The organism is Holophaga foetida DSM 6591, from assembly GCF_000242615.2.
GTDB lineage: Bacteria > Acidobacteriota > Holophagae > Holophagales > Holophagaceae > Holophaga > Holophaga foetida.
This window is the reverse complement of the sequence record NZ_KI912268.1, coordinates 1,975,002-1,988,125: the sequence shown is the minus strand read 5'-3', so window position 1 is coordinate 1,988,125 and position 13,124 is coordinate 1,975,002. Positions and strand designations below refer to the sequence as shown.

12 protein-coding genes and 1 pseudogene are annotated in these 13,124 nt (G+C 62.0%); 5 read left to right on the top strand and 8 right to left on the bottom strand.

What is annotated here, in order from left to right:
- Window positions 1-147: 147 nt before the first annotated feature.
- Both HOLFODRAFT_RS0208710 and HOLFODRAFT_RS0208705 read right to left on the bottom strand, forming a co-directional pair.
- Window positions 148-1,731, bottom strand: coding sequence for a methyl-accepting chemotaxis protein (locus HOLFODRAFT_RS0208710; RefSeq protein ID WP_005037906.1), 1,584 nt, complete (start codon window positions 1,729-1,731; stop codon window positions 148-150).
- A gap of 159 nt (window positions 1,732-1,890) precedes the next feature.
- Window positions 1,891-3,483, bottom strand: coding sequence for a methyl-accepting chemotaxis protein (locus HOLFODRAFT_RS0208705; RefSeq protein ID WP_005037904.1), 1,593 nt, complete (start codon window positions 3,481-3,483; stop codon window positions 1,891-1,893).
- A 162-nt stretch (window positions 3,484-3,645) separates the two neighbouring features.
- On the opposite strand from HOLFODRAFT_RS0208705, the gene HOLFODRAFT_RS20255 reads away from it, so the two are divergent.
- Genes HOLFODRAFT_RS20255 through HOLFODRAFT_RS0208690 form a run of 3 tightly spaced genes read left to right on the top strand, consistent with a single transcriptional unit; the run spans window position 3,646 to window position 6,469 of the window.
- Window positions 3,646-4,215 carry an NADH-quinone oxidoreductase subunit NuoE family protein gene (locus HOLFODRAFT_RS20255; RefSeq protein WP_052572516.1) on the top strand — a complete coding sequence of 190 codons (570 nt, stop codon included), beginning with the start codon at window positions 3,646-3,648 and terminating at the stop codon, window positions 4,213-4,215.
- Complete coding sequence (gene nuoF / locus HOLFODRAFT_RS0208695) at window positions 4,215-5,582, top strand: NADH-quinone oxidoreductase subunit NuoF (RefSeq protein WP_005037900.1); 1,368 nt, start codon at window positions 4,215-4,217, stop codon at window positions 5,580-5,582. The genes HOLFODRAFT_RS20255 and nuoF overlap by 1 nt, the downstream gene beginning before the upstream one ends.
- On the top strand, window positions 5,579-6,469 hold the full coding sequence (locus HOLFODRAFT_RS0208690; RefSeq protein ID WP_005037898.1) for a DMT family transporter: 891 nt from the start codon (window positions 5,579-5,581) through the stop codon (window positions 6,467-6,469). Before nuoF ends, HOLFODRAFT_RS0208690 begins: the two co-directional genes overlap by 4 nt.
- Before the next feature lie 106 nt (window positions 6,470-6,575).
- On the opposite strand, the gene HOLFODRAFT_RS0208685 is transcribed toward HOLFODRAFT_RS0208690, so the two are convergent.
- The 3 genes from HOLFODRAFT_RS0208685 to HOLFODRAFT_RS20250 all read right to left on the bottom strand — a co-directional run bounded on the left by HOLFODRAFT_RS0208685 (window position 6,576) and on the right by HOLFODRAFT_RS20250 (window position 8,017).
- Complete coding sequence (locus HOLFODRAFT_RS0208685) at window positions 6,576-6,848, bottom strand: hypothetical protein (RefSeq protein ID WP_005037896.1); 273 nt, start codon at window positions 6,846-6,848, stop codon at window positions 6,576-6,578.
- A gap of 461 nt (window positions 6,849-7,309) precedes the next feature.
- Window positions 7,310-7,813, bottom strand: a complete 504-nt coding sequence (locus HOLFODRAFT_RS24470) for a hypothetical protein (protein WP_148300402.1) — start codon at window positions 7,811-7,813, stop codon at window positions 7,310-7,312.
- A 21-nt stretch (window positions 7,814-7,834) separates the two neighbouring features.
- Window positions 7,835-8,017, bottom strand: a complete 183-nt coding sequence (locus tag HOLFODRAFT_RS20250) for a hypothetical protein (protein ID WP_043485796.1) — start codon at window positions 8,015-8,017, stop codon at window positions 7,835-7,837.
- Between the two features lie 120 nt (window positions 8,018-8,137).
- Between HOLFODRAFT_RS20250 and HOLFODRAFT_RS0208670 the strand changes: the two genes are divergently transcribed.
- Complete coding sequence (locus tag HOLFODRAFT_RS0208670) at window positions 8,138-9,292, top strand: ISAs1 family transposase (protein ID WP_026939181.1); 1,155 nt, start codon at window positions 8,138-8,140, stop codon at window positions 9,290-9,292.
- A 33-nt stretch (window positions 9,293-9,325) separates the two neighbouring features.
- On the opposite strand, the pseudogene HOLFODRAFT_RS25785 reads toward HOLFODRAFT_RS0208670, so the two are convergent.
- Window positions 9,326-9,478 (bottom strand): annotated as a pseudogene (locus tag HOLFODRAFT_RS25785) (TfoX/Sxy family protein); the annotation flags it as partial.
- A gap of 101 nt (window positions 9,479-9,579) precedes the next feature.
- Between HOLFODRAFT_RS25785 and HOLFODRAFT_RS0208660 the strand changes: the two are divergent.
- Window positions 9,580-11,046 (top strand): menaquinone biosynthesis decarboxylase, encoded by a 1,467-nt coding sequence (locus HOLFODRAFT_RS0208660; protein ID WP_005037888.1) that lies wholly within the window; start codon window positions 9,580-9,582, stop codon window positions 11,044-11,046.
- Between the two features lie 126 nt (window positions 11,047-11,172).
- On the opposite strand, the gene HOLFODRAFT_RS0208655 is transcribed toward HOLFODRAFT_RS0208660, so the two are convergent.
- A complete protein-coding gene (locus tag HOLFODRAFT_RS0208655) occupies window positions 11,173-11,949 on the bottom strand; it encodes a thiazole synthase (RefSeq protein WP_005037886.1) in 777 nt (258 codons plus the stop codon).
- Window positions 11,950-12,082: 133 nt separating this feature from the next.
- Window positions 12,083-13,030, bottom strand: coding sequence for a PstS family phosphate ABC transporter substrate-binding protein (locus tag HOLFODRAFT_RS22915; RefSeq protein WP_005037884.1), 948 nt, complete (start codon window positions 13,028-13,030; stop codon window positions 12,083-12,085).
- Window positions 13,031-13,124 lie beyond the last annotated feature (94 nt).

The window sequence follows — 13,124 nt, the reverse complement described above, 5'->3', positions numbered from 1 at the left end:
GATCTTGGGATTCCCAAACCGAAATGAGCCTCGCGGACCCGTATCCCGGCCGTACCCTCCAGAAAGGGACCGGGCGACGCCCAGCCCCGCATACTCCCTTTGACTGGGAGAGCGGGGCTGGGGTCATCCGTTCCGGTGTCACCGGGTTCAGATCCTGAAGGTGGACACCTGTTGCTGGAGCCCCTCTGCGAGCCGGTGCAAATCGGAGGAGGTCCTGGCGACTTCAGAGGTTGTTGCAGACATTTCCGTAATGGCAGAGGCGATGGCGATGGCCTCCTGGGCATTCCCCTCCACTTGGCGAGCCACGTCGTTTCCGGCGCTTGCCTGCTCAGCGGTTGCGGCGGCGGCCTGGCGGGTGGAGGCGGCGAAGTCGTCCAGCACCGAGCGGATCTGCTTGAGGATCTCGACGGTGGTCGCCACGGTGCTGCTGCCATTGTGGATGGCCTGGTTGGCCTCCTCGATGTAGCGGGCGATCTCCTTGGCCGAGACAGAGCTGCGTTCCGCGAGTTTGCGCACCTCCTCGGCGACCACGGCGAATCCCTTGCCGTGCTCGCCTGCCTTGGCCGCCTCGATGGCAGCATTGAGGGACAGCAGGTTGGTCTGCTGGGCGATCTCCTGGATGACGCTGACCGCCTTGGCGATCTGCCCGGCGGTTGCGGTGATGCCCTGCATGGCTTCATGGGTGGCCTGCCCGGACCGGTCCCCCCTCAGGGTGGCCTCCTGGGCCTCCTCCAGGCGTCCCAGGGAGGACTGGGCTCCCCGGTTGACTTCCTCGATGGAGGCTGAGAGTTCGCCCACCGCTGCCACCATGGCCTCGGACCCGTTCCGCTGGGTCTCCGCGCTCCTGGCGATCTCGTTGGAAGTGGTGGCCATCTCCTCGGCAGAGGCCGAGAGCTGGGTGGCGCCGCTGGCCACGCCTTCCACCCCCTGTCGGACGCCCTGCATCAGGTGGCGCAGCTGGTCCACCATGCCGTTGAGGGTTTCCCCCATCTTCCCGAGCTCATCCCTGGAGATGATGGACGCCTTGGTCCGGAGATCACCCGCAGCGACCTGGCCAAGGGTGTTCTGGAATCCCTGGACCGCGCGAAGGATGGTGCTGACCACCAAGATGCCGATGGTAAAGCTGATCGCAAGTCCGACGACCACGAGGATGACTGAAACGGTGGTGCTCCCCTTGAAAGTCCCATGATTGGCTTTGACCGCACCCTCCACCTGCCTCAGGTTGTCCTCCGCCAGGACCTTCTGGATCTTGGCGCTTTTCGTCAGGGCGGGGTGGGCCTCCTTGCGGAGCACTTCCAGGGCTTTGGCGTTGTCCCCATTCCTGGATATGGCCAGGGCCTTGTCCCGGGCGGTCCTGAATTCCTTGACCACCTCCAGGTAGAGCGGAGCGTTGGTCCGCTCCACGTCGCTGGACAAGTTTGCAAAGTATTTGGCCCAGGCTTCATCGAAGCTCTGATCGCTGGCCTCGATCTCCAGGTCGAGCTTCTTCTTTTCTTCCGAAGATACTTGCACATGCAGGGCAGAACGGTAGGACGCTCGAACCAGCTCTGTGCGGCACACATCCAGGTTGCTCATCGGAAGCATGTTCCGCATGTAGAAGTTGTCGAAGCTCCGCATGTTTGAATAGGCATTCCATATGCTGAACGCCGTGATGATGATGGTTAGCAGGGCAAGCAGGTTGATGATCAGGAAGAGCTTGTGCTTGATCTTGAGGTTGGCGAGCCATTGCATGGCGTTTCCCCTTCATGGACGGAAATGTCCTACTTGTATCCCTGCATTGACTATTCGACCTTCCCGGTGGATGAACTGAGTTCCAGGGTGTGGGCTGCTGAAAGAACAGCCCCTTTCGGGGCTGGATGGGCACTGTCGGAACTCGGGCTGGCAGGCCGCTCAGATGCTGAATCTCCCGATCTGGACCTGGAGTCCTTCGGCTAACTGGTGCAGGTCGGCGGAGGTTCTTGCCACCTCGGTGGTAGTGGCGGACATCTCGGTGATGGCCGAGGCGATGGCGATGGCCTCCTGGGCATTCCCCTCCACTTGGCGAGCCACGTCGTTTCCGGCGCTCGCCTGCTCGGCGGTTGCGGCGGCGGCTTGGCGGGTGGAGGCGGCGAAGTCGTCCAGCACCGAGCGGATCTGCTTGAGGATCTCGACGGTGGTCGCCACGGTGCTGCTGCCATTGTGGATGGCCTGGTTGGCCTCCTCGATGTAGCGGGCGATCTCCTTGGCCGAGACAGAGCTGCGTTCCGCGAGTTTGCGCACCTCCTCGGCGACCACGGCGAATCCCTTGCCGTGTTCGCCTGCCTTGGCCGCCTCGATGGCAGCATTGAGGGATAGCAGGTTGGTCTGCTGGGCGATCTCCTGGATGACGCTGACCGCCTTGGCGATCTGCCCGGCGGTTGCGGTGATGCCCTGCATGGCTTCATGGGTGGCCTGCCCGGACCGGTCCCCCTTCAGGGTGGCCTCCTGGGCCTCCTCCAGGCGTCCCAGGGAGGACTGGGCTCCCCGGTTGACTTCCTCGATGGAGGCTGAGAGTTCGCCCACCGCTGCCACCATGGCCTCGGACCCGTTCCGCTGGGTCTCCGCGCTCCTGGCGATCTCGTTGGAAGTGGTGGCCATCTCCTCAGCGGAGGCGGAGAGCTGGGTGGCGCCGCTGGCCACGCCTTCCACCCCCTGGCGGATGCCCTGCATCAGGTGGCGCAGCTGGTTCACCATGGCGTCAAGCCCTTGAGCCAGCCGCCCGAACTCGTCCTTCCGCGCCATGGTCACCTGGACGGTGAGATCGCCCGTCGCCACCTTGTCCATGACCTCTCCGAAGGTGCGCAAGGGCTCATCTATCCCTTTGACCAGGCCCCAGCCCATGAGGGCGCCCAGGGCAATGCCGATGGCCGCCAGGACGATGCCGATGATGATCCCCCGCTGCGCTGCGATATCCCCAGACTTGAGGGCTTCAGCCGCGTGCCGGGCACCCTCCTTCACGAGCTGGCCACCCACGGGGCCGAGGTCCTTTTCCAAGGGATCCGAGCGTTCGCGCATGATCTGCTTTGCGAGCTCCATCTGACCTTTTTTGGATGCAGCCATGGACTCCTGCCTGGCCTGTCGCTGCTGCAGCGCCAATTCGCGATACTTGGGGGCAGCTTCTCGGGCCAGTGGGGTGGCAAGGGTCTTCTCGTACCGAGCCCATGCTTCGTCGAACTGAACGTCCACCTCGGACATGATGGCTTCCTGCTGGGCGGCTTCCGCTGGGCTTGCCGCGCGCCAGTGCCGGTATAGAGCGGTCATGGATCTGAGCCCTGCTGTCCGGACCGTGGTGAGATCCCCCGTGGAGATGAGGTCTTGGTGATACATTGCTTCAGCGCGTTGCTTGGCGGCGTACACCTCCCTCAGGGCGAAGGCCAGTACGACCACCATCACCAGGGAGAGGACGCCGATGACCATGGCGATCTTCCGTCTCACCGCGAGATCCCGGAACCAAGTGCTGACCATTGTTTCTCCTTTTGGGTGAGATTCAAAGTCTGCATGGAACTTACGGTTCTGAACAGCGAAAGCAAGGCCGTGGCTCTGGAGGGAATGTCTGGGTTTCACACGGAATGGGTGGGAGGAAGCCCTCGTGATGGCGCTAAGCTGTTAGCTCAACGTGAGTGCCCCATGAGCCATCCAGTGCCCGAGCCGAGCGGACGTCCTTTAGCCCCTGGGGAGCGTCTGCCCCGAGGTGATCGCGAAACCCTGAGTTCCCGGGCTGAGGAGGCCATCCGGGCCCTGATGGTGAAATACCCGGATCCTCTGGCCGCCACCCTTCCGGCTCTCTATGTGGCCCAGGAGGACATGGGCTTCACCAGTCTGGCAGCCATGAAGGCGGTGGCTCGGGTGCTCCAGATCCCAGAAGGGCATGTCTACGGTGTCGCCACCTTCTACACCATGTATCAGAAGAAACCCGTCGGCCGCTTCCACATCCAGGTATGCACCAACCTCTGCTGCGCCCTGCGTGGGGGCGCCCAGCTCTTCGAGCGCCTCTGCGAAAGGCTGAAGGTCCACCCCGGCGAGGTTAGCCCAGATGGCCTCTGGAGCGTGGAGGAGGTGGAGTGCCTGGGCTCCTGCGGCAGCGGGCCCTGCCTTCAGGTGAACCAGGAGACCTACGACGAGTTTGTGGATGATGCCCGCCTCGACCAGATCATCGAGGCCTGCCGGTGCGGCGATGTGCCCGAGTGGGGGAAGTGATGGCGATCCGCACCAAGCCCGATCCCCAGTCCTACACCTTCGATGGCTTCGGCTCCGGCAGGTATCCCAACCTCATGCTGCGGGGCGCCGGGGAGCTGGAGAACTGGCAGCTGCGCACCTACGAGCAGAAGCACGAAGGCTACGTGGCACTGCGCAAGGCCCTGAAGATGGAGCCCTCCGCCGTTACCGCCGAGGTGAAGACCTCGGGCATCCGGGGGCGTGGCGGGGCGGGCTTCCCCACGGGGCTCAAGTGGACCTTCATGCCCAAGGACATCGAGGACAGGAAGCTCACCCGCTACGTGGTCTGCAACGCCGACGAAGGGGAGCCCGGCACGTTCAAGGACCGGGCCATCATGGAATACAACCCCCATCAGCTCATTGAGGGGCTGGTCATCGCGGGCTGGGCCATGGGCTGCAAGCTGGGCTTCATCTATGTGCGGGGCGAGTTCAAGTGGCTGGTGGACAAGCTGGATGCCGCCCTCCAGCAGGCCCGGGAGGCGGGCTACCTGGGCAGGGACATCCTGGGCTCGGGCTTCGACTTCGATATCCTCACCTATCGTGGAGCCGGGGCCTATATCTGCGGCGAAGAGACGGCTCTCCTCAACAGTCTGGAGGGGCGCCGGGGCGAACCCCGGGTGAAGCCCCCCTTCCCGGCCGTCAAGGGTGCCTTCGGCCAGCCCACCACCGTCAACAACGTGGAGACCCTCGCGGCGATGCCGCCGATCCTCCGCATGGGCGGAGACGAATACGCCAAGCTGGGCACGCCCGGAAACACCGGCACCCGGATCTTCGGGCTCTCGGGCCATGTGAAACGCCCCGGCCTGTACGAACTGCCCCTGGGACTGCCCCTGGATTTCATCCTCAATGACCTGGGGGGGGGCTCCAGCACGGGGCGGAAGATCAAGGCCATCATCCCGGGGGGCGCCAGCGCCCCCATGTGGGATGCGAGCGCCTTCGACTGCCCCATGGACTTCGATACCGTGAAGGCCCGGGGCTCCATGGCCGGATCCGGGGGCATCATCGCCATGGATGAGAGCACCTGCATGGTGCAGGCCACCCTGCGTCTACTGCGCTTCTACGCGCACGAGAGTTGCGGCCAGTGCACGCCCTGCCGGGAGGGCTGCAACTGGGTCACCAAGATCCTGACCCGCATCGAGGCTGGGCAGGGGCGCGAGGAGGATCTTCCCCTCCTGGAAAGCCTGGTGCCGCGGATCAACATGCGCACCCTCTGCCCCCTGGGGGATGCGGCCTGCGGGCCCCTGGAATCCGCCCTGCGGCTCTTCCGTCCCGAGTTCGAGCACCACATCCGGCAGAAGACCTGTCTGGTCACCGGGACTCCGCTTCTGGCCAGCCTGGGGGCGCATTGACTTCCATCAGCACCCTCGGCATCGTTCTGACTTTGATCGCCTCCTTCGGCTGGGGCGCGATGGATGTGGGACAGAAGGCCCTCATGCGGCGAGTGGATCCCATGGTGGTCGTCGTGCTGCTGCCCTTGGCGGAAGCCCCGCTTCTGGCGCTCTATGCGGCTTTCGTGGGCCCTTTCATCCTGCCGCCCATGGCCTGCCTCCCCATGCTGGGCTCCGCCACCCTCAACGCGGTGGGTTTATTCTGCTTCATGCAGGCCCTGCACCGCTCGCCCATGAGCTTGACCATTCCCCTGCTGAGCCTGACCCCGGTCATGACGACCCTGCTCGGCTGGGCCTTCCGCCATCAGGTGCCAGGCCTGCCCCAGGTCTTCGGCGCCTTCCTGGTGGTGGGCGGTGCCTTGGTGCTGGGGGCCAAGTCGCCCCAGTGGCACGGATTCAAGGGCTTCCTTCGGGAGCCCGGGGTGCCCCTGATGCTGGGGGCCTCCGTGGCCTGGAGCTGCACGGCCCTCATGGATCAGACCGCCTTCGCCTATGGTGCGGGAGTCTGGTACGCTCCGGCCTTGACCCTATGTGTGGGGCTGATCTTCAGTTTCTTCTTCGTGGTTTCGGGGAAGCTGCCACCCACGCTCCAGAAGGCTCGGGCGCTGGCTGGGTGTCCCGGGCTCGGGCTCACCGTGGCCGTGATGGGCGCTGCCGTGATCGCGGTCCAGATCGAGTCTCTCCGCCATGTCCCCGCAGGGCTCAACGAGACGGTGCGCCGGGGGCTCGGCATGGCCTGCGCCATCGTCTCTGGACGCCTCTTCTTCAAGGAGACCATCACCCACAGGATGGTGGTGGCGGTGGTGATCCTGACGCTGGGGGTGGCGCTGGTGGTCGGGGTGAGGTGAGTTGAAGTGCTGGCGGCTAAGGCCTGATCGGGGCGTTTGAAGAAGATTGGTAAATCGTGGCTGTTGGGGTCGGGTTGAATGGAAGATAGGCCGGAACCGCGTTCATTTAGCGGTTTGACCATTCGAGAATGGCCAGTTGTGCGGCCTGGTTTACAGTCAGGCCTGCCTTTTGTGCTTTGATGGTTAACGCTTGCCAGATGCTTTCCTGCACTCGAAGCGAGTGGGGGGTCGTTGGTTCAATGGTGGAACCTTTTGGCGGACGCCCCGGCTTGGTGAGGCGGCCAACAACTTGAGGGCCATATTTCTTCTCAGCCCAGGCCGCTTCCTCTTCGAAGTTGGCTTCAAGTTCTTTGAACGATGGTTTTTTATTTGCAGTCATGGGGTCCTCCTTTGCCGGCGATGAATTGGGAAAGCCGTGATGGGATACAACCCATCGTCCGTTTCGGCGAAGATGACTCGGATCAATCGGCTTGTATGAGATGTGCCTTCGCCAACAATGCGATAGGGCTTTTCACTTGCCGCAGTGGCCCAATCATCAGCATCGAATGCTGACTCGACCTCGCTAGGTTCAAGCTTATGGGCTTGGACCTTTTCTAAGTTGCGTTGTCCCCAGAGGAGTTTCATTCACGGCCCTCCCCTCTTAAATGTATCACAATTGTTTGGACGCGCAAGGCAAACAGGTCATGAAAAGAGCAGGGCGGGCTATCGAAAGGAGACAACTAGGCCAGCAGTCGGTGGGATGAGCGAAGGGGAGGAGAAAGCGGGATGCATGGGGGAGGTGGAAGATCGTGGTTGTTGGGGCCGGGTTGAACGATTGGTTGGGTTGCGTGTGTTGTATACCTAGAAGATTGGATCATTTTCAAGTTCAGAATGATGAACGATGTTGGTATTTAACCCATACGTGGTTAGCACATTGGAGACTAAAACCTTAAACCAAACTGGCGCCAATGGGGAGATATAAATATTCTCAAAGAGTAATGTTAGATTAACAGGTGGTAATATATGCTCAGGTGTTTCGTGATATGGCCGAATGATGATTCGAAATTCTTTCTCGTGCTCGAAGCTTTTCCTTTTATGAAAAAAGGGAGTAATATCGACTTCGGCTACGCCACCTTCAAATGTTTCAGTTTCATAGTCGATGTAATTCACTTTGGTTAGGTACAGGTGAGCGCGAGATTTCCATTCATCAAGTTTCCCCAGTGATTTTTTTAATTGTCCATATGATGTCTGAACGGTAAAGTCCATATAACGCCACAATTTTTCTGTGGACGCAGGCTCATGGAGTATGGGAACCGGAGGGTATAGCTGACCAGAAGTTGGTCGAGGCAGTTTGTTTTCGGCCAATGGACCTCCAATGCGGGCAATCTAACCGTATTTCGGCCCGCTTTGCTTCTTCTTGTTTTTCGCCTTCTTCTGGGCCACCTGGATGGCCGCACGCACCCACGGGGCCAGTTCCTCCGGGTCATCCAGAAGCTCCTCGGGCAGCTCGAAGTAGGCCATGGGCTTGGTGGCGTCCCCGAAGGGGAGGAAGGGGCAGGGCCGCCGCATGTACAAATAATCAAAAAAGCAATAAATCGGGCCATATTGCTGGCAAATCAACTGTGCGGGCCCATATAACACTTGTACTTCATAATCAAGTGTGGCATGACATTCCATGGAGAACTGTCCATGGTAACCAAAGCCAGAACCCTCGCCGATCACCTCGAATCCTTGCCCGATCCCCGGAGCACGCGTGGTCAGCGGCACCTCCTTCTCGACATCATTCTCATCGCCGTCCTGGCCGTTCTCTGTGGCGCTGACAGCTGGGAGGACATCCACCGCTTCGCCAAGTCGCAGGAGGCCTGGCTCAGGACCTTCCTCACGCTGCCCAACGGTGTGCCAAGCGCCGATACGATCAACCGGGTGTTCATCCTGCTCGACCCCAAGGCCTTCACAGAGTGCTTCCTCTCCTGGGTTCGCGACGTACGGAAGAAGGTTCCTGGGGATGTTGTGGCCCTGGATGGCAAGACGCTCCGGGCATCGCTTGCAGCCGGTAAGTCGGCCCTGCACATGGTCAGCGCTTGGTCCTCTGCGAACCATATGGTGCTTGGACAATGCGCCGTCAACGAAAAGAGCAACGAGATCACAGCTATTCCCGCACTCCTCAAGGTTCTGGATCTGAAAGGGTGCATCGTGACGATCGACGCCATGGGGTGCCAGAAGGGAATCGCCAAGGGGATCGTGGCGAAGAAGGCCGACTACCTTCTGGCCGTCAAGGGCAACCAGGAGCGCCTCCACAAGGCCATCAAGGCGTGCTTCGAAAGTCTGGATGCCAATTTGGTGGGCACTGCTCACGGCAGCGCCGAGTCTTTGGAGTCTCGACGTGGTCGGAATGAGCGGCGCCGCGTGACCACCCTGGATGCCGTTGAGCAACTTCCAGAGAGCATTCTCCTGGAATGGCCCAAGCTGGAGACGATCGTGCGAATCCAATCAGAATCGCTGCGCAACGGCAAGTCTGCCCTGGAAGAACGGTTCTACATCACCACCTTGCCCATGACCCAAGCCGAGGCTATTGGTTCGGCCGCCCGCCATCATTGGGGCATCGAGAACAAGCTCCACTGGGTCCTAGACGTGGCATTTCGGGAAGATGCCAATCGGACTCGGAAGGGGAGCGGCCCTGAGTGCAGCGCGGTCCTCCGCCATATCGTGCTGAATCTCCTCCGCCAGGACCCGAACCCCATGGGAAGCATCAAGTTCCGCAGGATGCAGGCCGCCATGTCGCCGGATTATCGTATGGCTGCTTTGCTTGGATTCCCACACAATGGAGAGACGACCTCTATCTAATAATTCCATCATGCGGTGGCCCTGGAGGAAGGGGCCTTGCCCCCTGGCCTCGAAACCCGGGCGGTTGCTCTCGTCGACCTTGAAGTAGACGCGGTCCTCGGCGATGAGGGCGAAGGGAAGGCCCTCCGCGTAGATCATCAGCCCGCCGAACATCGTCCGGGAAGAGACGGGAAGCACCTGGCCCATCTGGTCTAGGACATAGTCTCGGTAGCTTGGGGTGACGGACATGGGGGCCTCGGAGAAGGGTAATGGCAAAGCCTGTGGCACCATTAAGGCCGGAGTATGCCATGGGCCGCGATTTCCAGACCTTCCTGAAACAGCTTGAGGCTGCGGGTGAACTGAAGCGGGTCGCCGTGGAGGTGGATCCCTGTCTGGAGATGGCGGCCGTGACGGACCGGGTTTCCAATGAGCCCAAGGGGGGGGCTGGGCTTCTCTTCGAGCGTGCCAAGGGGAGCACGATCCCTGTGGCCATCAACATCTTCGGCTCGGAGCGCCGCATGGCCATGGCCCTGGGGGTGGACCGGGAGCCCAGGGGCCTGGATGCCATCGCGGACCGCATCGAGAAGCTCATCCAGGAGGCCATGCCCAAGCCCGGCACCAGCTTCCTGGACAAGCTGGCCAAGCTTCCGGTGCTGGCGGAGGTCAGCAAATGGATGCCCAAGACCGTGCGCAAGGGGATCTGCCAGGAGGTGGTCCTCCAGGGCGAAGACGCCAAGCTATCCCTGCTGCCGGTGCTCACCACCTGGCCCGAGGATGGCGGACCCTTCATCACCATGGGCATGAGCCACGTGCGGCACAAGGATGGCCGTCGCAATATGGGGCTCTATCGCCTCCAGGTCTTCGACGATCGCACCCTGGGCTTCCACACCCAGATGCACCACGATGGCGCCAAGGCCCGCACCGGCTATGGCGCCGGGGAGAGGATGCCCGTGGCCGTGGCCTTCGGGGGCGACCCCGCCCTGGCTTACGCCGCCACCGCTCCCCTGCCGCCCTTCCTCTCGGAGCTCATGTTCGCGGGCTTCCTCCGGGGCGAGGGCATCGAGATGGTGAAGTGCGTCACCAGCGATCTGGAAGTCCCAGCGGATAGCGAAATCGTCATCGAGGGCTGGGTGGACCCCGGCGAGCGGCGCCGGGAGGGACCCTTCGGGGACCACACCGGCTACTACTCCCTGGCGGACGAATACCCGGTGCTGCACGTCGAGGCCATCACCATGCGGAAGAACCCCGTCTTCAACGCCACCCTGGTGGGGCGTCCTCCCCAGGAGGACACCTACCTTGGTCTGGCGACGGAGCGGATCTTCCTGCCCCTGCTGCGCATGGTCCTTCCCGAGGTGCGGGACATGCACCTTCCCGCCGCCGGGGGCTTCCATAACCTCGCCATCCTCTCCATCCGGAAGGAGTTCCCGGGCCACCCCCAGAAGGTCATGAACGCCGTCTGGGGCACGGGCCAGATGATGTTCACCAAGTGCGTGGTCATCGTGGACGAGGACATCGACCCCCACGATATGACCGAGGTCCTCTTCCGCATCACCTCCAATGTGGATCCCCGCAGGGACATGCTCTTCACTGATGGCCCCCTGGATGTGCTGGACCACAGCTCGGACCGCTTCGCCTTCGGCAGCAAGGTAGGCATCGACGCCACCCGCAAGGACAAGCCCTGGGACAACTTCCCCCGGGAGTGGCCGAGGGATCTGAGCCATCCGGAAGAGCTGCTGGCGAAGGTGGCCCGGCGCTGGAAGGACTACGGACTGTAGGCCCCGATGGGCATCTGGACATCCTGGACCCGGTCACCGGGATCATCCATTCCTTCTGCAACATCGTCCTGACGGTGCCCGCGGGGGTGGAGGGCTGGGTTCAGGTATCGGCCGTGGAGTTGTGGATCAGTTCCGGCCCACGACGCCAGTGAGGGGACTGGAGGCGCTGGCGTAGAGCTTCCTGTCCATGCGGCCGGATTCGTAGGCCAGGCGGCCCGCCCGGACGGCCAGGTCCATGGCCTCAGCCATCTTGGTGGGCTCGCCGGCCTCGGCCACGGCGGTGTTCAGCAGCACGCCATCCGCGCCCAGCTCCATGGCCACGGCGGCGTCGCTGGCGGTGCCCACCCCTGCGTCCACGATCATCGGCAGTTTGTAGCTGTCGCAGATTTCCTTGATGAGCATCATGACGTAGGGATTCTGCACGCCCAGGCCCGAGCCGATGGCGCTGCCCAGGGGCATGATGGCGTGGACGCCAATATCGCAGAGCTTCTTGGCCAGGATGGGATCGGCGTTGAGGTAGGGGAGGACCACGAAACCCTCCTTTACCAACTCCTCGCAGGCCTTGAGGGTCTCTTCTCCATCGGGGTAGAGGTTCTTGGTATCCCCCAGGACCTCCACCTTGATCCAGGGGTTGTCCAGAGCCTCCCGGGCCAGACGGGCTACCCGGAGGGTGTCCTCACGGGTGAAGCATCCGGCGGTGTTGGGGAGGAGGTGGATGTTCTTGGGGATCCAGTTGAGGATGTTGTCCTCGCCCTTGGCGCCGAGATCGAAGCGACGCACCGCCAGGGTCACCATTTCCGAACGGGCGGCCTGGTAGCAGGCCTTCATGGTGGCGAAGTCCTTGTACTTGCCAGTACCCAGCACGAGCCGGTTGGAGAAAGTCTTGTCGTGGATCTTGAGCATGGTCTCCCCTTCGTCGGCCACAGGGGGCCGACGATTCTTTATAGCATGCAGGCAGGAGTGCGCCCGGCGAGGTGTGACCCCAGTCCTACGCCTTCCCTGAGGGGGATGGCAAGGGCGGACCCTTCTGTACGTTCTACAGCTGTCTCAGCCCCAAACCCGCCAAGTCCTGGGGAAGGGACACAAACCCAGCCGCTGGGACAACTCCTTGGCCCTCTCGGGAGAGTATGAACTTGAGGAAGCCTTTGATTGCAGGATTGAGTTCCTTGCCGGTGGGTTTGTTCAGGTAGATGTATAGGAATCGGCCAAGAGGGTAGGATGCGTCCGCAATGGTGGCCGGGGTGGGTTCCACGGCGGTCTTGGCACCGGGGGAGATCAGGGGGATGGCTTTCAGGCTGGCTGTGGCATTGCTGAAGGAGCCGTACCCGATGGCTGCTTGGTTAGCCATAATGGTTTCGATCATGTAGGCGACGTCAGAACCGCGCTTGATGTCGGGTCTCTCCTGTGCGTCGAGCTCAACGACATGCCGGAAGAAAACCAGCGTGCCCGAATCCGCGGGGTGCCCCCAGCGCTCAATGGGGCGTTTGACCCAGTCGCTGGCGGTCAACCCGAGATCACCCCAGGTTTCGACGGGAGCTGGCCAACCCCGCAGCCGTTTGGAGCTGTACATGGCATCAAGCTGTTCCATCCGGAGTTCCTTGATGGGATTGTTCTTGTTCGCCAGGACGACCACGGCATCCATGGCCCCCGCAATGCGCCTGGGGGGGTATCCCCATCGAGCCGTGAAGGCGCTGACCTCCTCAGGGCTCAGTTCCCGGGTGGATAGCGTGAAGGGGGTCTTGCCGTCCATGAATGCCTTCAGGGCCATCATGTTCGGGGTTGTCCCATGGTTCAGCCGGAAAGAGGGTTGAGTCTGCTGGTACGCTTGCCTCCAGGAGACGAAGAGGGACTCCAGCAGTTCTCCGACGATCACAGATGTCTCTTCGACCGTCTGTCTGGATTCCTGAGCCGCCAGGGGAGCGACTGTGGAACTGTTCATCAACAGGCCTGCTGCCAGGGCGAGATGGATTGATTTCAATTTCATGGTTGCATCCTGGGTGAGAAGAGGTTTGTGTGGAGGCCGGGCGCGTGGGGGGTGCGCTGGGCTGCTGTCTGGGCCAGATGACCTCAAATGAGGG

Excerpts from the sequence above, each read along its gene's own strand:
- HOLFODRAFT_RS20250 (WP_043485796.1), bottom strand. The coding sequence starts at position 8,017 with ATGCGGCGGCCCTGCCCCTTCCTCCCCTTCGGGGACGCCACCAAGCCC.
- HOLFODRAFT_RS0208705 (WP_005037904.1), bottom strand. The coding sequence starts at position 3,483 with ATGGTCAGCACTTGGTTCCGGGATCTCGCGGTGAGACGGAAGATCGCC.
- HOLFODRAFT_RS20255 (WP_052572516.1), top strand. The coding sequence starts at position 3,646 with ATGAGCCATCCAGTGCCCGAGCCGAGCGGACGTCCTTTAGCCCCTGGG.
- HOLFODRAFT_RS0208685 (WP_005037896.1), bottom strand. The coding sequence starts at position 6,848 with ATGACTGCAAATAAAAAACCATCGTTCAAAGAACTTGAAGCCAACTTC.
- HOLFODRAFT_RS0208660 (WP_005037888.1), top strand. The coding sequence starts at position 9,580 with ATGGGCCGCGATTTCCAGACCTTCCTGAAACAGCTTGAGGCTGCGGGT.
- HOLFODRAFT_RS22915 (WP_005037884.1), bottom strand. The coding sequence starts at position 13,030 with ATGAAATTGAAATCAATCCATCTCGCCCTGGCAGCAGGCCTGTTGATG.
- HOLFODRAFT_RS0208670 (WP_026939181.1), top strand. The coding sequence starts at position 8,138 with ATGGTAACCAAAGCCAGAACCCTCGCCGATCACCTCGAATCCTTGCCC.
- HOLFODRAFT_RS0208710 (WP_005037906.1), bottom strand. The coding sequence starts at position 1,731 with ATGCAATGGCTCGCCAACCTCAAGATCAAGCACAAGCTCTTCCTGATC.
- HOLFODRAFT_RS0208655 (WP_005037886.1), bottom strand. The coding sequence starts at position 11,949 with ATGCTCAAGATCCACGACAAGACTTTCTCCAACCGGCTCGTGCTGGGT.
- nuoF (WP_005037900.1), top strand. The coding sequence starts at position 4,215 with ATGGCGATCCGCACCAAGCCCGATCCCCAGTCCTACACCTTCGATGGC.